This window comes from Microcoleus sp. LAD1_D5, assembly GCF_036702115.1.
In the GTDB taxonomy this organism is placed as follows: Bacteria; Cyanobacteriota; Cyanobacteriia; order Cyanobacteriales; family Microcoleaceae; genus Microcoleus.
Map to the genome: position 1 here is coordinate 45,392 of NZ_JAUBSA010000001.1, position 15,725 is coordinate 61,116.

The window sequence follows — 15,725 nt, forward strand, 5'->3', positions numbered from 1 at the left end:
CCGATCGCAGTTGCGATCGAAATGGCGATCGCCAGTTTTCTCGACACAGAAGCATTAGGTTTTGTAGACTGCACACCAGGACGCGGGCAGTAAAAGCGACAAGAGCTTTAAACCCCCGTTTTAGTCCGGGGATGAAAGGATATACAGCAGGCGATCATTACTTTAGGCAGACGCAGGAGTCGCGTCAGGAGAGATACATTTTAAATAATCGGTTGTTTTCATTACACAACCTCTTATTAGAAAAAGAGTTTCAGCAGTGAACTTAATATCTGTAGAGCGACTCAAAGCGCTGGTACAACAATCTGCTGTGTTGTGCGTCTCTATTTATATGCCAGTCGCTCAAGGAACAGAAACTCAACAAAATCCGATTCGGTTCAAAAATTTAATCAGAGAGGCTGAAGACAAAATAGTAGAGTACGGATTTGATAAGAAAGAAGCGGTGGAATTGCTAGAGCCAGTCCGAACAGAAGCAGCGATAAAATTTCTGCTGATTTGAAAGAAGCTGTTTCGGCTGCTTATTTTGGACGGGTCGATCGACTGTTTGTTGCTCTTGGCGTTCAGCAGTGGGGTACTTTTAATCCCGATACGAACGCGGTGCAAATCCACCCAGATGCAGAATTGGGCGACGAAGATTTGTTGAATGCGGCAGCAATTCAAACTATTCTCAACGGCGGAACTGTTTACGCGATGCCGCCGGAACAAGTGCCGGCCGAGGCGCCTTTAGCTGCTATTTTCCGCTATTAATTTACCAGGTTTAAACCAATGGAATCTAGTTCAATGACAAATTCCGACAAACAAAACCAAAGTAGCAGCGGCGATACCGAACGCTGGGCATCTTTAATTGGTGGCGGGGCGCTGGTGCTTTTTGGCTTGTCGCAGCGTTCTTTGAGAGGTGCTTTGCTGGCGGTTGCGGGCGGCGGTTTAGCTGCTCGCGGGCTGGGGGTTGTGGAGGGCTTGCAGTCGGCTGCAGATCCGAATCAAAGCATTAAAGTTGAAAAGACCGTAACGATCGACAAACCGGCGGATGAATTGTACCGTTTATGGCGCAATTTTGAAAATTTACCTCGGTTTATGAAGCATCTCAAACACGTTACGGTAATAGATCAAACACGTTCTCACTGGATTGCCAGCGCGCCGATGGGCAATAGTGTGGAATGGGATGCAGAGATTGTCCGCGAAGAAGAAAATCGCTTAATTGCGTGGGCGTCTGTTGAAGGATCTGATGTTGACAATTCTGGCTTTGTGCGCTTTCAACCGGCACCAGCGGGACGCGGTACAGAGGTAAAAGTTGTCATCGAATACAACCCTCCGGGCGGTGCAATTGGTGCTGGGGCTGCTAAACTATTTGGCGAAGCTCCCGAACAGCAAATTGCCAATGATTTACGTCGCTTTAAGCAGTTGATGGAAGCTGGGGAAATAGCGACTACGGAAGGTCAACCTTCGGGCCGCAAGTAATAAGTTAGATGGTGTCACCCGATCTAACCATCTTTGTTGTTTACCGGATTAACTGATGTCATCTCAAGTGGTTTTCGGAAATGCGGGCGCTGAAGGTGCAAGTCGGGGCGGTTGGTTTGCGGGTCACTTTATGACGCCTGAAGATGACCCGCGCTCAACTTCTGTTTTAGAAGTAAAATGGGGCACTCACCCCGCCGGAGATTGTAGGACTCAGTGGGCGGTAAATGCGGCAGCCACGACGCTTTCTATCCTGGTAAAAGGGCGGTTTCGCCTGCAATTTCCAGAGCAAGAAATCTTGCTGTCTCGCGAAGGAGATTATGCTCTCTGGCTGCCGGGAGTGCCTCATTATTGGTCTGCCGAGGAGGATTCGGTAATCGTGACTGTGCGGTGGCCTTCCCTGTCGGGAGATAGTTCTGGAGTTAAGAATTAACTTTAACTTCGGGAACTAAAACGCGGCCGCTATAACCTGCGCGCTGGTAGCGATCGATCGCCTCGGATGCGATCGCACCCGCTTTCCCACTCTCCACCAGCGCTACGCAAGCACCCCCAAAACCTCCGCCCGTCAGCCTTGCGCCGAAGACTCCGGGGATTGACTGCAAGATTGCCGCCAGCGTGTCTACTGCCGGCACCGAAACTTCGTAGTCGTCGCGCTGGCTGGCGTGGGAAGCATTCATTAACTCACCAAAACGCTCTGCTGGCAAAGATTTTACCGCTTCGAGCACGCGGTTGTTTTCAGTAACGACGTGCCGGGCTCGCTTTCTGAGGGGTTCGGGCAATACTTCGACAGCTTGGGGGTCGGCGATATCCCTGAGAGCTTTAACTCCCAATATGCGCGCGGATTCCTCACACTCGGCGCGCCGCTGGTTGTATCCGCTTCCTGCTGCGAGTTCGTGGCTTTCGCCACTGTCAATTATTAAAATTTCTGTGTTTGTGGGAAAAGGTATGGGGCGGCATTCGAGGCTGCGGGTGTCAATAAATAGCATGGTGTTGGTGTCTGCTAAACTCGACGCCATTTGATCCATGATGCCACAGTTCAAGCCGGCATACCGGATTTCGACTTGCTGTCCGATTTGAGCGAGCCGCACGTCGTCTAGGGGGAGGTTCAGCAGCGCGCGCAGTCCTCTGAGGGTGGCTATTTCTAAAGCGGCGCTGCTGGACAAACCGGCTCCGATCGGCACAGTCGAGGTAATGTAGAGATTTATTGGCGGTACTTTGTATCCTTCTTTTTCTAAAAGTCTGAGGCAGCCACAGATATAACTGACGAATTTTTGCGGTATTGTATCGTCGTCGGAATAATTTATGAGTTCGTCATATTCTGCTGAATAAAAATGGTGTCGATCGTCACTGCTGAAGCCGATTTGTACTGTTGTGCGCTGTGGAATCGCCGTTGGAAGTACAAATCCATCGTTGTAGTCTGTGTGTTCGCCCAGCAGGTTTACTCGACCGGGGGCGCTGGCTGTGGTTTTGGGTAATGTACCAAATACTCGTTGGAATTTCATTTTTGGGGAATTGGTAATTGGTTGTTGGTTATTTGTTATTGGTTATAGCAATCCTAAATCATTTGTAAATTTCTTACTCCCTCCCCTTATCAAGGGGAGGGTTGGGGTGGGGTAAAAAATTTACGACTCCTGCAAAAATTGCTATATTTGTTATTGGTTATTTGGAAAAACTGCTATCCCTGTCTCCGTGACTTAGGTGTTGTGCTGTTGGTAATTGGGAAGAAATAAATTTATTTTTTATCGTTTGTCCTTATTATAGTGCCCAAGTTTTTTGGTTAATTCAACCCCTGTTAACAAAAATAAACATCACCGTAGGTTGGTAAAAGATATTGAGCTGTGATAGAATGACAGGCTAAGATTTCTCCAAAAATTCAAAAAATGCGATCGACCCGACCCCGAAAACAGTTTGCTCAACATTGGCTCAAAAGCGAGAAAGCCTTAGATAAGATTGTGAAAGCAGCTTCTTTGGATCGCGATCGCGTCCTGGAAATTGGGCCGGGTACGGGGATTTTGACTCGGCGTTTGCTGCCTGCGGCTGAGTCTGTTGTTGCTGTGGAGATCGATCGAGATTTGTGTCTCAAGCTAGCCAAACAACTGGGCAAAACCGACAATTTTTTATTGCTGCAAGGCGACATCCTGGAAATGGACTTAGAAGCTGAATTAACGGCTTTTCCCAAATTCCAAAATCCCAATAAAGTTGTTGCCAATATCCCTTATAATATTACCGGCCCGATTCTGCAAAAACTGCTGGGAACAATCTCTGTTCCTGCGGCTAAACCCTTCGATGCGATCGTGCTGTTAGTGCAGAAAGAAGTGGCCCAAAGGCTTTACGCTAAACCGGGTTCGACAGCTTTTGGCGCGCTGTCAGTGCGGGTGCAGTATTTAGCAGAATGCGAGTTAATTTGCGATGTACCGTCTAAAGACTTTTTTCCGCCGCCAAAAGTCGATTCTGCCGTGGTGCGGCTGCTTCCCAGACAGATAGAAACTGCGGCGGTTAATCCGCGCTATTTGGAGAATTTAGTTAAGTTGGGATTTGGTAGCAAGCGCAAGATGCTGCGAAATAATTTGAAAGGGGCTGTGGATTTAGATAAACTCGTTCAAGTGCTAGAAGAGTTACAGATAAATCCTCAATCTCGCGCTGAAGATTTAAGCGTGGCTCAATGGGTCAATTTGAGTAATAATATTATGTGCGAGGTTTGAAGTTCAGGATTGTGTTAGATACCCAAATTATTAAATAATTCCGAGATATGGGTGTTTTTTTAAGTCAGGACTTTTCGCGGTGACTACTAACAGTTGCATTTAGGTTTTATGGGGATTCTTAAAGGTTTATTGCAGGCTCATCGGAATTTTTATAATAAATTCTGCACCTTTCCCCGGTGCAGAAATACAGTGCAATTCGCCTTTATGTCTTATTGTGATAATTTGATAGCCAATCGATAAACCCAATCCCGTGCCTTTACCTACTGGTTTAGTGGTAAAAAATGGATTAAATAACTGGTTCCTCGCCGATTCTGTTATTTCTGGCCCGTTGTTGCTAATTCTGATTTCTACGACTTCACTCTCTAAAATTTGAGTAGAAATTTTGATGAGGTGGCGATCAGCTTCATTGGCTGCAATCGACTCGCTGTGGCTGTCCTCTTCTAAAGCATCAATAGCATTAGCCAGGATATTCATAAACACTTGATTTAGCTGTCCGGGGTAGCACTTTATTCTGGGTAAATTGCCATATTCTTTGATAACTTGAATTTTCTCCAAACCCGGCTTAGCATTCAATCTGCTTTGCAAAATCATCAGTGTGCTGTCAATTCCTTCATGAATGTCGGCTACTTTCATTTCTGCTTCGTCATGGCGCGAAAAAACTCGCAGCGACTTGACAATACCGAGAATGCGCTCGGCCCCGTTTTTCATAGAAATTAATATTTTTGGTAGGTCATAGATAATAAAATCTAAATCTACCGACTGGAGTTTTTCTTTAAGTGTGGGTAGGGGATTCGGATACTGCTCTTGATAGATATTCACCAATTCTAGCAAACTATCGGCATACTCGCGAGCGTGAGTAACATTCGCGTAAATAAAGTTAATCGGATTGTTGATTTCATGAGCCACCCCAGCGACCAATTGCCCCAAAGATGACATTTTTTCGCTATGAATTAGCTTTGATTGAGCCTGCTTCAATTCAGACAAGGCTTGTTCGAGTTGTTGAGTTTGAGACTTTAACTCTGCGGTGCGTTCTTCAACTCGGATTTCTAATTCTTCTTTAGCTTTTTTTAGTGCAGCTTCGGCTAATTGGCGATCGACAATTTCCGATGCTAGGAGTCGGTTTGCCACTTCTAAATGTTGAGTTTGAGACTTTAACTCTGCGGTGCGTTCCTCAACTCGAATTTCTAATTCTTCTTTAGCTTTTTTTAGTGCAGCTTCGGCTAATTGGCGATCGACAATTTCAGCTTCTAGGAGTCGGTTGGCGGATTCTAACTGTGCGGGACTGGGAAGGGCTATGGCTTGAGGGATTAAGTCTACCAAAAGTATGGCTGTAGCAAATGACATAATGGCAGTAATTGCTTTCATTGTTCCTGAAAGCCAATATATAGGATGCCACAGCGTCCAGACTTCAAATATGTGAGTGATCCCGCAGGCGACGATAAAGCCTCCAAACATCGCAAAGATCCAATTAAAGGGCAAATCTTCGCGTTTGGAAATAAAATAAACCAATGTAATCGGGATGGAAAAATAGGCGAGTGCAATGATAGAATCTGAGGCAAGGTGAAGCCAGACTAACGGGGTATGCCAGAGATAGCAGTGGCCGTGAGGAATAAATGGCCCGGAACTAAAAAAAGTTTTCCACATTTCCTGCATAATATTTCCTTTGAGTTGTGAGAAAATGGACTCGGACTGGTGTCAATTAATTGCAACCAGGGGTTTCTTTCACCTGCGGCTTAATCACCTATGCGTTCATATTCTCTGTTAGCTTCAGCAAAAATCAATCTGTATTTGGAAATCATAGGCGATCGCCCCGACGGATTCCACGAACTGGCGATGGTACTTCAAAGCATAGATTTAGCCGATCGAATTGACTTGCGCGCGATCGGTACGGACACGATTCGCGTGCGCTGCGATCACCCGCAAGTCCCTCCTGATAAGAATAACCTGGCCTACCGGGCGGCGGATTTGTTGGCCAAGCAATTCCCCGATGCTTTGGCGAAATACGGCGGAGTCGAGATTGCCATTCACAAGCAGATTCCAGTGGCGGCGGGGCTTGCTGGCGGTTCGGCCAATGCGGCTGCGGTTTTAGTGGGGATGGATTTGCTGTGGCAATTGGGACTTACTCAGTCGGAGTTGCAAGAGTTGGGGGGAACCTTGGGTTCGGATGTGCCTTTTTGCATTGCTGGAGGTACGGCTTTGGCAACTGGTCGCGGAGATCAACTGTCGCCGCTGCCTGATTTGGGTGGCTTTTCTGTGGTGTTGGCGAAGTACCGCAATCTCAGTATTTCTACGGCATGGGCGTATCAAACTTATCGCCAGCAGTTCAGTAGTTCCTATTGTGCAGCGGCAGATTTGGAGTGCCGCCGGCAACGGCTGCATTCGGGCCCGATGGTGGGGGCGATCGCCCAAAAAGATCGATCGAAAATTGGTCAATTGCTGCACAACGATTTAGAAAAAGTTGCTTTGCCCGTTTACCCGCAGGTGTTGCAGTTGCGGGAGGCTTTTGAGTCGGCGGGGGTTTTGGGCACGATGATGTCGGGTTCCGGGCCGACGGTGTTTGCGCTGGCGGAGTCTCCAGAGCAGGCTCAGCAGGTTTTGGAACGGGTTAAGAGTGCGATCGCTTCTCCCGATTTGGATTTTTGGGTAGCACAGTTTAGCAATACTGGGATTCGGATTTTTTCGGAGGAAAATGATGTAAAAGCGCCGATTCCGAGGGTGTAACTCGAAGATGGTGCGATCGCGATCGGCCGTAAAACCTGTCTAACAGGCGAGGGTCAAGATGAATCTAACTTTTCGCAGAGTCTATTGAGATCGAAGAACTGATAATATGTCATGCAAGACCGATTTTAGTTTTGGTAAATTAACCAGAAATCTAAAATCTAAAATCTAAAATCTAAAATCGCCATGACTGATTTAACTAATCCAAATTCTACTTCTAAACCTCTGAGTTCGGCTGGAGAGGCAACCTCTGCATCTTCGACGCAGCCGACGATTTTGCGGTGCGTGATTGGTTCCCTGATCGCGGGCGGGTTTGCGGCGGCTTTGTACGCGCTAACTTTGTCGATCGTCCAAACTTTTGCTAATAAGCCCATTCATTCTGACAATGTAACGGCGATTAATATTGCGGGGGCTGTGCGAACTTTAGTCATGGGAATTGTGGCTTTGGGTGCGGGTGTTTTTGCTTTTGCGTCTTTGGGTTTGATGCTGCTGGCTTTGCAACTTTTGATTCAAAAGTTCGTGAAAAAACCCACAGGTTGAAGTCTACAGGTTGAAACAATGGGGCTACACAAACTCTCCTCCGCAAGGCAAAGACTGCATAGTAAGATCGAAGCAATGGAATTATTTACGATCGGACACTCCAATCTGAGTATTGAAGCGTTTGTTTTGCTGCTGCAACAACACGGGATTACGGCGGTTGCGGACGTGCGATCGCATCCTTTTAGCCGCTATTTACCTCATTTTAATAAATCCGAAATTACAGCTTCTCTGTCAAATGTCGGCATTCAATATGTTTTTTTAGGCCAAGAGTTGGGCGCGAGGCCGGAGGATTTAAGCTGTTACGATACTAGCGGTAAAGCGTTGTACGATCGCATAGCAGCAACTCCTCTATTTTCCGCAGGAATTCAGCGGTTGCTAAAAGGCGCAGCCAATTATAAAATCTGTTTAATGTGTGCGGAAAAAGACCCGATTACTTGTCACCGCACTATTTTAGTTTGCCACAAAGTCAGAGAGTTTAATTTACAAATTAATCACATTCTTTCAGATGGCTATTTAGAATCACACCAGCATTTAGAAGAAAGACTTTTGAGCAAGTTTAACAAAGTTAAAAAAAATAATGAGCCAATTCAGCTAAGCTTGTTTGAATTAGAGCCTCAAGTTAAACAGGAAATAGTAGATTTAAAAACAGCTTATTATCGTCACGGATTGGAAATCGCTTATGTCAGAAAAAAAACAATTAATTAATTTATCAAATATGCCTCTGATGGCGAATTTTGCTAACCCAAAATATTTAAATTCCTGCCCACAACACCTAATTTTTTAGGGTACAATGCGCCCATTACTGCTAGAAGTAGCGCGTCCAACGATTTTTCGCATAAGTCCTGAACAACTCTTGACATCGCATACATTTATAAATTAGGGTACAGCCCTCCGCGCCCACCCTATTTTTATAAATTTTGTTCGAGTTTTAACTCTGTTCATGCTATAATTCTGCGGGACTGTAGCAGGAAGGGGTGCTTTTTGATGAAAGCAGAATTTTATTTTGACTGTCACAAATATATTTGCAGTTTAGTTCAAGTTAATTTTGTCAAAGAATTAAAAATAAAAAATCATCAAGGTTTTGTTTTGGCTGTTAAGCAAGGACAAAAGATTGGACTTTTGGGAAAAAGTCGCCATAATGCTAAACAAGTTGATGTATCTAAGCCACATTTTTATAATGTAATCAAAGCGGCTATGAGCGCTTTGGAATTAGAAACTAAAAATGAGGTGATATTAGAGAGAAATCGAACTCTTGCTGATGCCGAAGAAATGATTCAGCAGCAAAACCGAGAAATTCGCGTTCTCAACGAACAGATTAGAATGCTTGGGACTAGGGTTGAGGAATTGTCAAGGGAAAAGCAGCAGTTATCAATGCAGCTAGTAGAAAAGCCAATCAGAGAAACTGAAATTAGTCAAGAAATTGATGATTTTCCGGCTTTCGAGGAAGATTTAGTGGCGGCGGAAATTGAGCAAGAGATTGGAGAAGTTGAAATTAATGAAAAAATCGAAGAGTTGTCGGTTGAAGCTTCTGACTTAGCGGTGCAGTTACTCGCAAATCAACAGAATTCGGAGGAGATTGAGGAAGAGGAAGAAATCAGCGGGGGCGATGTTGAAATTGTTGATTTAGAAATTATAGAACAAGTAGAAGAAAATCTCAAAAAAGTAGATGTTCAAGGAGGCGAAAGTGAAATCAAACGACTGCCTAAAAGACCTTCCAGCAGAAAAATGAGAAAGAAATCTTAATGCTTTAGTTATATAGCAATCCTCGCATCATTGGTGAATTTATTACGGACTCCCAGCGGGTTCGGGGAGGGTTGGGGTTGGGCAAAGACTCCTGCAAGGATTGCTATAGAATCGCTTTTAATCCATAAGAGCGCCCTTAAATACTGTTTGCAATACAAAGACCTATTCCCTGAATAATTGAGCAAAGCGCTTTAACACCTTCAGGACAGTGTACAACCCATCCTCGCTCCGCAGCGTGAAAGAATACGACTCCGCATACTTAGGTGTTCCTTGATTTGTCACTTTCAGGAAAATAAAATCAATCCCATTTGTGACAAATCCCAAAGCAGGTTTGTCAGGATGAGGATTTCCCAGCATATATGCTAAAGCTTGCGGAATTCCGGCTTCTAGCGAGTATTGTGCCTTCTTTGCCTCAATTACCAATACCCAAAAATCTGGGGTAAATACCAGTAAATCAAGCCGTCCTCTGACAATTGTTCCCTCATCTTCAGATTCAATTATCACCTCTTTTTCAGCACTTAAGTAAAAGGGAGCGCGATAAAAACCTGCTAGTCTTAGCAGGGGAGCAAGCACAACCAACTTGACGACAGGTTCTAAGATTTCATACTCGGACAAGTGAATGTAGTCACCCTTGACTTCATCTAGAGTTTGCTTTTCCAAGTCTGTCAGTTCTGGTAAATCGTCTTGCCACTCGCGAAAAAACTGAGCATCGTCAGTGCGCTGCAATCTAAACTTTTCTATTAAGTCGCGCCTCTTGACATTTTGGGCTTGAATTGTTTCCACCATGATTTTATCTCCTTGCTTTTTATTTAATTATATAAATTTGCAGGTTCATCTTTCGATTCCTCTCTTTTGCTTATGCAAGCCAACAATGTAAAACACTATTAGCCTAGCATAATCAGACCCAATTTTTCTCATTTATCAAGTAGTGCGGTATCTAGAATCTATCTACCGACATGAGGAAAGCTACAGGCATACAAATATAAACATTTTCTCCCATTTTTTCGGTGAGCAATAACCCAAATAATTCGTCAAATTCATTGACATCTGCTAAGATATTATCAAAATTTTCTAAAAGTTAGTCCGGGTAAATGCAGTAGATTCCTCCTTCATATTCATAATGTTTTTATTCGTCAGCAAAGAATTGTGACGGTTGGAGTTCTGCCATCAGATAATCTAGCTTGTGAAACTCTGCTTCCAAAATTATCGCGGCGATATCTTCCCCGTCTTGCTGTAAGAGAATTCGATCGCCCTTTAACATCACTCGTTTAATTATTTCGATCGCATTTTCGCCAAAGTCCTCAACAGTTAAGCGAAAAAATACCTCACAACTCGCCCGTTTTTCCCCCCGCAGCCTCACCCACAACAGAATTTTGACAATTATCCGGGGCGATCGGTAAAATTACAGGTACGATCGAACTATTGTCAGCAGTATTAAATCCTTCAGTAATTAGTCGTTCCCCAACAGTCACATAATTGTTGACAATATTGCACAATAGATAAAATTGTAAATATATAGCACCGGCGTTTTTTTGACCGCTTATGAATAGCAGATTCCTCGATCGACTTCACCACCCCTCACGCCCCATCATCGTCTTCGACGGCGCGATGGGAACCAACCTGCAAGTCCAAAACCTCACCGCAGAAGACTTCGGCGGCAAAGAATACGAAGGCTGCAACGAATATCTCGTCCACACCAAACCCGAAGCCGTCGCCAACGTGCACCGGGGATTCCTCGAAGCAGGGGCCGATGTCATCGAAACAGACACCTTTGGCGCGGCTTCCATCGTTCTCGCCGAGTACGATTTGGCAGACAAAGCATATTATCTCAACAAAACTGCCGCCGAACTCGCCAAGGGTATCGCCGCCGAATTTTCCACGCCAGAAAAACCTAGATTTGTCGCAGGATCGATCGGGCCAGGCACCAAATTGCCAACATTAGGGCACATCGATTTTGACACACTCACCGCCGCTTTTGCCGAACAAGCAGAAGGACTTTATGACGGCGGCGTTGACTTATTTATTGTCGAAACTTGTCAAGATGTGCTGCAAATTAAATCAGCATTAAATGCCATTGAAGAAGTATTTAAGAAAAAAGGTGCGCGCATTCCGTTAATGGTATCAGTCACAATGGAAGCCACCGGCACAATGTTAGTCGGTTCCGACATTAGCGCCGCCCTAGCCATTTTGCAGCCGTACCCGATCGACATTTTAGGCCTCAACTGCGCCACCGGGCCCGATCGCATGGCCGAACACGTCAAATACCTTTCCGAACATTCGCCCTTCGTCGTTTCCTGCGTTCCCAACGCCGGTTTACCCGAAAACATCGGCGGTCACGCGCACTACAAACTCACGCCAATAGAATTAAAAATGGCCTTGATGCGCTTTGTCGAAGACTTAGGCGTGCAAGTCATCGGTGGCTGCTGCGGCACCCGCTACGATCACATCCGCGAACTATCAGAAATTGGCAAAACTCTTAAACCCAAAATCCGCGAAATTACTTGGGAACCATCCGCCGCCTCAATTTATAGCGCCCAACCCTACGAACAAGAGAATTCCTTCTTAATTGTCGGCGAAAGACTCAACGCCAGCGGTTCCAAAAAATGCCGCGATTTGCTAAACGCCGAAGACTGGGACGGTTTAGTAGCAATGGCCAGGGAACAAGTGCGAGAAGGCGCGCACATTCTCGATGTCAACGTTGATTATGTCGGCCGCGACGGCGTGCGCGACATGAAAGAATTAGTTTCCCGCGTTGTGACTAATGCCACTCTCCCTTTAATGCTGGATTCCACAGAATGGGAAAAGATGGAAGCCGGCTTAAAAGTTGCGGGCGGCAAATGCTTGTTGAATTCCACTAACTACGAAGACGGAGAACCGCGTTTTTATCAAGTTTTGGAGTTGGCGAAAAAATACGGCGCGGGCATAGTTATCGGGACAATTGACGAAGACGGGATGGCCAGAACTGCTGACCAAAAATTTGCGATCGCCCAACGCGCCTATAACGCCGCCGTCGCCTACGGAATTCCCGCCGAGGAAATCTTCTTTGACACCCTAGCATTGCCAATTTCTACCGGGATTGAAGAAGACAGAAAAAACGGCAAAGCTACCATCGAATCCATCCGTCGCATCCGCCAAGAATTGCCTGGATGTCACGTAATTTTAGGAGTTTCTAACATTTCCTTCGGTTTGAATCCGGCGGCGCGGCAAGTTTTGAATTCCATGTTTTTGCACGAAGCAATGCAAGCGGGGATGGACTCGGCAATTGTCAGCGCTAATAAGATTTTGCCCCTGGCCAAAATCGACCCCAAACACCAAGAAATCTGCCGTAAACTCATTTACGACGAACGCGAGTTTGACGGCGATATTTGCGTTTACGACCCCTTGGGCGACCTGACAACGGTGTTTGCGGGCAAAACTACCAAGCGCGATCGTACAGAAGACGCAAGCCTCCCGGTAGAAGAACGTCTTAAGCAGCACATCATCGACGGCGAACGCATTGGGATCGACATCCAACTCGCCAAAGCATTAGAAACCTATCCGCCCCTCCACATTATCAATACTTTCCTATTAGACGGGATGAAAGTAGTCGGAGAATTGTTCGGTTCTGGACAAATGCAACTGCCATTTGTATTGCAGTCAGCAGAAACAATGAAAGCGGCAGTTGCCTATTTAGAACCGTACATGGAAAAGTCCGAATCCGGCGACAACGCCAAAGGAACATTCATCATCGCTACTGTCAAAGGCGACGTTCACGACATCGGCAAAAACTTAGTTGATATTATCCTATCAAACAACGGCTACCGAGTGATTAACTTGGGTATTAAACAGTCGGTTGACAATATCATCGAAGCCTACGAAAAGCACAAAGCCGACTGTATTGCCATGAGTGGCTTGTTGGTAAAATCCACCGCGTTCATGAAAGAAAATCTGGAAGTCTTTAACCAGAAAGGAATTACCGTTCCGGTAATTTTGGGCGGCGCAGCTTTGACTCCCAAGTTTGTACATGAAGACTGTCAAAATACCTACAAAGGTAAAGTCGTTTATGGCAAAGATGCGTTTTCCGACTTGCACTTTATGGACAAACTCATGCCAGCAAAATCGGCGGGTAAATGGGAAGATTTGCAAGGATTTTTAGATGAAATAGGGCATGATAATGGGGCGGTTAAAGAAGCTAAAACTTCGGCAGAAACTTCTGTAGAAGATGCGAAGAAAGCAGACACTCCTGTGGTGATAGATACCAGGCGATCCGAAGCAGTTGCAGCAGATATCGATCGCCCGAATCCTCCTTTCTGGGGAACGAAACTCTTGCAGGGAGAAGACATCCCCTTTGAAGAGATTTTCTGGCACTTAGATTTGCAAGCCTTAGTTGCCGGTCAGTGGCAGTTCCGCAAGCCAAAAGACCAATCGCGGGAAGAATACGACGCTTTCTTAGCTGAGACAGTTTATCCGAAATTGGAGGAATGGAAACACAAAATAATCACTGAGAAGCTGTTGCATCCCCAAGCCATTTACGGGTATTTTCCCTGTCAAGCTGAAGGCAATTCTTTGTATGTGTATCAGCCCGAAATCATGGATGGCGGGCAAGATGTATCGACACCCGCTGCAACATTGACATTTCCCCGCCAAAAATCGGCGCGACGGCTGTGCATTGCCGACTTCTTTGCGCCTAAAGAATCGGGTAAAATCGATGTATTTCCGATGCAAGTAGCGACAGTGGGAGAAATTGCTACAGAGTACGCGCAAAAGCTATTTGCTAACAATCAATATACCGACTATCTCTACTTTCACGGGTTAGCGGTACAGACAGCGGAAGCAATAGCAGAATGGACTCACGCGCGAATTCGTCGCGAATTGGGATTTGGTAGCGAAGAACCGGACAACATTCGCGATATGCTAGCGCAAAGATATCGCGGTTCGCGGTACAGTTTCGGCTATCCTGCTTGTCCGAATATGGCGGATCAGTACAAGCAACTGGAATTGTTAAAGTGCGATCGTATCAACCTCTACATGGATGAAAGCGAACAACTGTATCCGGAACAATCAACAACCGCAATTATCACCTATCACCCAGCAGCCAAATACTTCAGCGCTTAATTTATAGGGTGCGCCTCGCACTTCTTTCTCTCGTTTTTCTCGTTATTATACTCGTTCCCCGGTAGAACCTGGGAACGAGAAACCAAATTAAACCAACAAAAAAGCACCTTAAAAAAAGTGCCTTAATGAAGATGAACTTTCCGTGTCTGACGAAACTTTTACGAGTGATGCCGGTGAGTGCGCGCCCCGGCAGATGCTCCTACCATCGCAGCAACTAAACCCAATAGCGAGCCGAACAAAAATGACCAACCAGCTTTCGCAGCATTACCAGCAATATTGCGAGTATCCTGAGCAGATACGTTAGGTGCTCGGTTCGGCAAATCCACCCCGCCCTGCTGCGCTTGATTAATTGCTTCTCCCGCATTCGCAGCTATGACGCCAAAAGTACCAGCCACGCCATTTGCTAACAGCCAAGAGCCAATTGTTAAGGTAGTTGCCCACAAAATTGCTCCATTTAAAAGCGCTGTGTTGCGGTTCATCGGGCCGCAAGCGCGAGCAGTTACCCAACCACCAACGCCCAAGCTAATTAACAAACTAATAATTGACCAAATTCCGACGCCGGTACCCACGTCCCCTGAAATACTGCGCGGAGCTCCTGAATTAGCAATGTTGCTCAAGCCGATCGCAGCGCCCAATGCACTTAACACCAGTTGTGTGCCGATCGCAATTACCAAACCAGAAAAAATCGGGCCCCAACGTACTCGATCATGGTATTCCATCACTGAATTTACGACCACGGGTTCGGTACCAACGTTATCTACAGGTCTATTTACGTATGACATAGGTTTTTTTTTCCTCTGAGAGTTGCTTTAATTTTTAACAATCTTTCACCTTAAGCATTTATTGTGGCTGAGATTGATAAAAACTATATCTGCCTGGGGAAATAACCAGTATCTATGTCTGAAGAAAGAAACGAAAAAGTCATCCGCCCCCAGCCACCCGCTATTAGCTAATGACTGATGACTGATGACTGATGACTGATAACTATTTTATCCCGTTGGAAAAGTTCCCGGATGTATACAGGAAATGCGGACGTATACAGAAAATACAGCTTAACGCAATCTTACAGCCGTTCCAACGGCAGTAATCAGCAGCAAAGCCCCGCTCGAGTCTACATTAATCGTGCCGGTGTCAACTTCCACCCCGATTACCGCATTGGCGCCCAGGCGCTGGGCCCGTTTTTCCAGTTCCGCCAGGGCATCTCGCTGTCCCTTGAGAAACACTTCCTCGTAACTGCCGGTGCGCCCGCCGATGATGTCGCGAATGCCCGCGAAGAAATCTCGCAGGGCGTTGGTGCCGTAGACAACCTCAGCAGTTACAATCCCCAGGTAAGATTGAATTTCTGCTCCTTGGATGATATCAGTTGTTGTTACAATCATCAGTTGGCCTCAATCGCGAAAATTTTGAGTGAGTCTTGTTCTGTAGATTTACTACATCTCGCCGCTCAAAGATTCCTGGTAAACCATAAGTTGTCAG

Annotated in this window: 17 protein-coding genes; 10 read left to right on the top strand and 7 right to left on the bottom strand. The window is 45.8% G+C overall.

The features are described 5' to 3' along the window. The first annotated feature begins 256 nt into the window (after positions 1-256). From QUA70_RS00200 to QUA70_RS00215, 4 genes are read left to right on the top strand one after another with little or no spacing between them, the layout of a single operon-like run. The gene (locus QUA70_RS00200; RefSeq protein ID WP_333344694.1) at positions 257-496 is read left to right on the top strand and encodes a hypothetical protein; all 240 of its coding nucleotides are present in this window, start codon (positions 257-259) and stop codon (positions 494-496) included. Continuing rightward, the gene (locus tag QUA70_RS00205) at positions 493-744 is read left to right on the top strand and encodes a hypothetical protein (RefSeq protein ID WP_333344692.1); all 252 of its coding nucleotides are present in this window, start codon (positions 493-495) and stop codon (positions 742-744) included. Before QUA70_RS00200 ends, QUA70_RS00205 begins: the two co-directional genes overlap by 4 nt. An 18-nt stretch (positions 745-762) precedes the next feature. Continuing rightward, entirely contained in the window at positions 763-1,455 is a 693-nt protein-coding gene (locus QUA70_RS00210; RefSeq protein ID WP_333344690.1) for an SRPBCC family protein, read from the top strand. 55 nt (positions 1,456-1,510) lie between these two features. Further along, complete coding sequence (locus QUA70_RS00215) at positions 1,511-1,885, top strand: signal peptidase I (protein WP_333344688.1); 375 nt, start codon at positions 1,511-1,513, stop codon at positions 1,883-1,885. Here QUA70_RS00215 and galK read toward each other — a convergent pair. Next, positions 1,875-2,954: a galactokinase gene (gene galK, locus QUA70_RS00220; RefSeq protein WP_333344687.1), complete on the bottom strand. Its 1,080-nt coding sequence runs from the start codon at positions 2,952-2,954 to the stop codon at positions 1,875-1,877. The two genes, QUA70_RS00215 and galK, sit on opposite strands and share 11 nt — an antisense overlap. 378 nt (positions 2,955-3,332) lie before the next feature. On the opposite strand from galK, the gene rsmA reads away from it, so the two are divergent. After that, a complete protein-coding gene (gene rsmA / locus QUA70_RS00225; RefSeq protein ID WP_333325526.1) occupies positions 3,333-4,154 on the top strand; it encodes a 16S rRNA (adenine(1518)-N(6)/adenine(1519)-N(6))-dimethyltransferase RsmA in 822 nt (273 codons plus the stop codon). A gap of 126 nt (positions 4,155-4,280) precedes the next feature. On the opposite strand, the gene QUA70_RS00230 is transcribed toward rsmA, so the two are convergent. Continuing rightward, on the bottom strand, positions 4,281-5,807 hold the full coding sequence (locus QUA70_RS00230; protein ID WP_333325524.1) for an ATP-binding protein: 1,527 nt from the start codon (positions 5,805-5,807) through the stop codon (positions 4,281-4,283). Between the two features lie 90 nt (positions 5,808-5,897). Between QUA70_RS00230 and ispE the strand changes: the two genes are divergently transcribed. From ispE to QUA70_RS00250, 4 genes are all read left to right on the top strand, one after another. Further along, positions 5,898-6,875: a 4-(cytidine 5'-diphospho)-2-C-methyl-D-erythritol kinase gene (gene ispE / locus QUA70_RS00235; protein ID WP_333325521.1), complete on the top strand. Its 978-nt coding sequence runs from the start codon at positions 5,898-5,900 to the stop codon at positions 6,873-6,875. Between the two features lie 183 nt (positions 6,876-7,058). Beyond that, positions 7,059-7,412 (top strand): DUF3082 domain-containing protein, encoded by a 354-nt coding sequence (locus tag QUA70_RS00240; RefSeq protein ID WP_333325519.1) that lies wholly within the window; start codon positions 7,059-7,061, stop codon positions 7,410-7,412. A 75-nt stretch (positions 7,413-7,487) separates the two neighbouring features. Continuing rightward, positions 7,488-8,117, top strand: coding sequence for a DUF488 domain-containing protein (locus QUA70_RS00245; RefSeq protein ID WP_333325516.1), 630 nt, complete (start codon positions 7,488-7,490; stop codon positions 8,115-8,117). 279 nt (positions 8,118-8,396) lie between these two features. Then, complete coding sequence (locus QUA70_RS00250; RefSeq protein WP_333325513.1) at positions 8,397-9,155, top strand: hypothetical protein; 759 nt, start codon at positions 8,397-8,399, stop codon at positions 9,153-9,155. Positions 9,156-9,317: 162 nt separating this feature from the next. On the opposite strand, the gene QUA70_RS00255 is transcribed toward QUA70_RS00250, so the two are convergent. The 3 genes from QUA70_RS00255 to QUA70_RS00265 all read right to left on the bottom strand — a co-directional run bounded on the left by QUA70_RS00255 (position 9,318) and on the right by QUA70_RS00265 (position 10,651). Beyond that, a complete protein-coding gene (locus QUA70_RS00255) occupies positions 9,318-9,941 on the bottom strand; it encodes a type I restriction endonuclease (protein WP_333325510.1) in 624 nt (207 codons plus the stop codon). A gap of 340 nt (positions 9,942-10,281) precedes the next feature. Then, positions 10,282-10,515: a hypothetical protein gene (locus tag QUA70_RS00260; protein ID WP_333325508.1), complete on the bottom strand. Its 234-nt coding sequence runs from the start codon at positions 10,513-10,515 to the stop codon at positions 10,282-10,284. Continuing rightward, positions 10,481-10,651, bottom strand: coding sequence for a hypothetical protein (locus QUA70_RS00265; RefSeq protein WP_333325505.1), 171 nt, complete (start codon positions 10,649-10,651; stop codon positions 10,481-10,483). The genes QUA70_RS00260 and QUA70_RS00265 overlap by 35 nt, the downstream gene beginning before the upstream one ends. Positions 10,652-10,697: 46 nt before the next feature. Between QUA70_RS00265 and metH the strand changes: the two genes are divergently transcribed. Beyond that, positions 10,698-14,249 carry a methionine synthase gene (metH, locus tag QUA70_RS00270; protein ID WP_333325503.1) on the top strand — a complete coding sequence of 1,184 codons (3,552 nt, stop codon included), beginning with the start codon at positions 10,698-10,700 and terminating at the stop codon, positions 14,247-14,249. A gap of 158 nt (positions 14,250-14,407) precedes the next feature. Here metH and QUA70_RS00275 read toward each other — a convergent pair whose 3' ends face one another. Continuing rightward, a complete protein-coding gene (locus tag QUA70_RS00275; RefSeq protein WP_333325500.1) occupies positions 14,408-15,031 on the bottom strand; it encodes a hypothetical protein in 624 nt (207 codons plus the stop codon). A 270-nt stretch (positions 15,032-15,301) separates the two neighbouring features. Next, the gene (locus tag QUA70_RS00280) at positions 15,302-15,628 is read right to left on the bottom strand and encodes a YbjQ family protein (protein WP_172184303.1); all 327 of its coding nucleotides are present in this window, start codon (positions 15,626-15,628) and stop codon (positions 15,302-15,304) included. Positions 15,629-15,725: the final 97 nt, after the last annotated feature.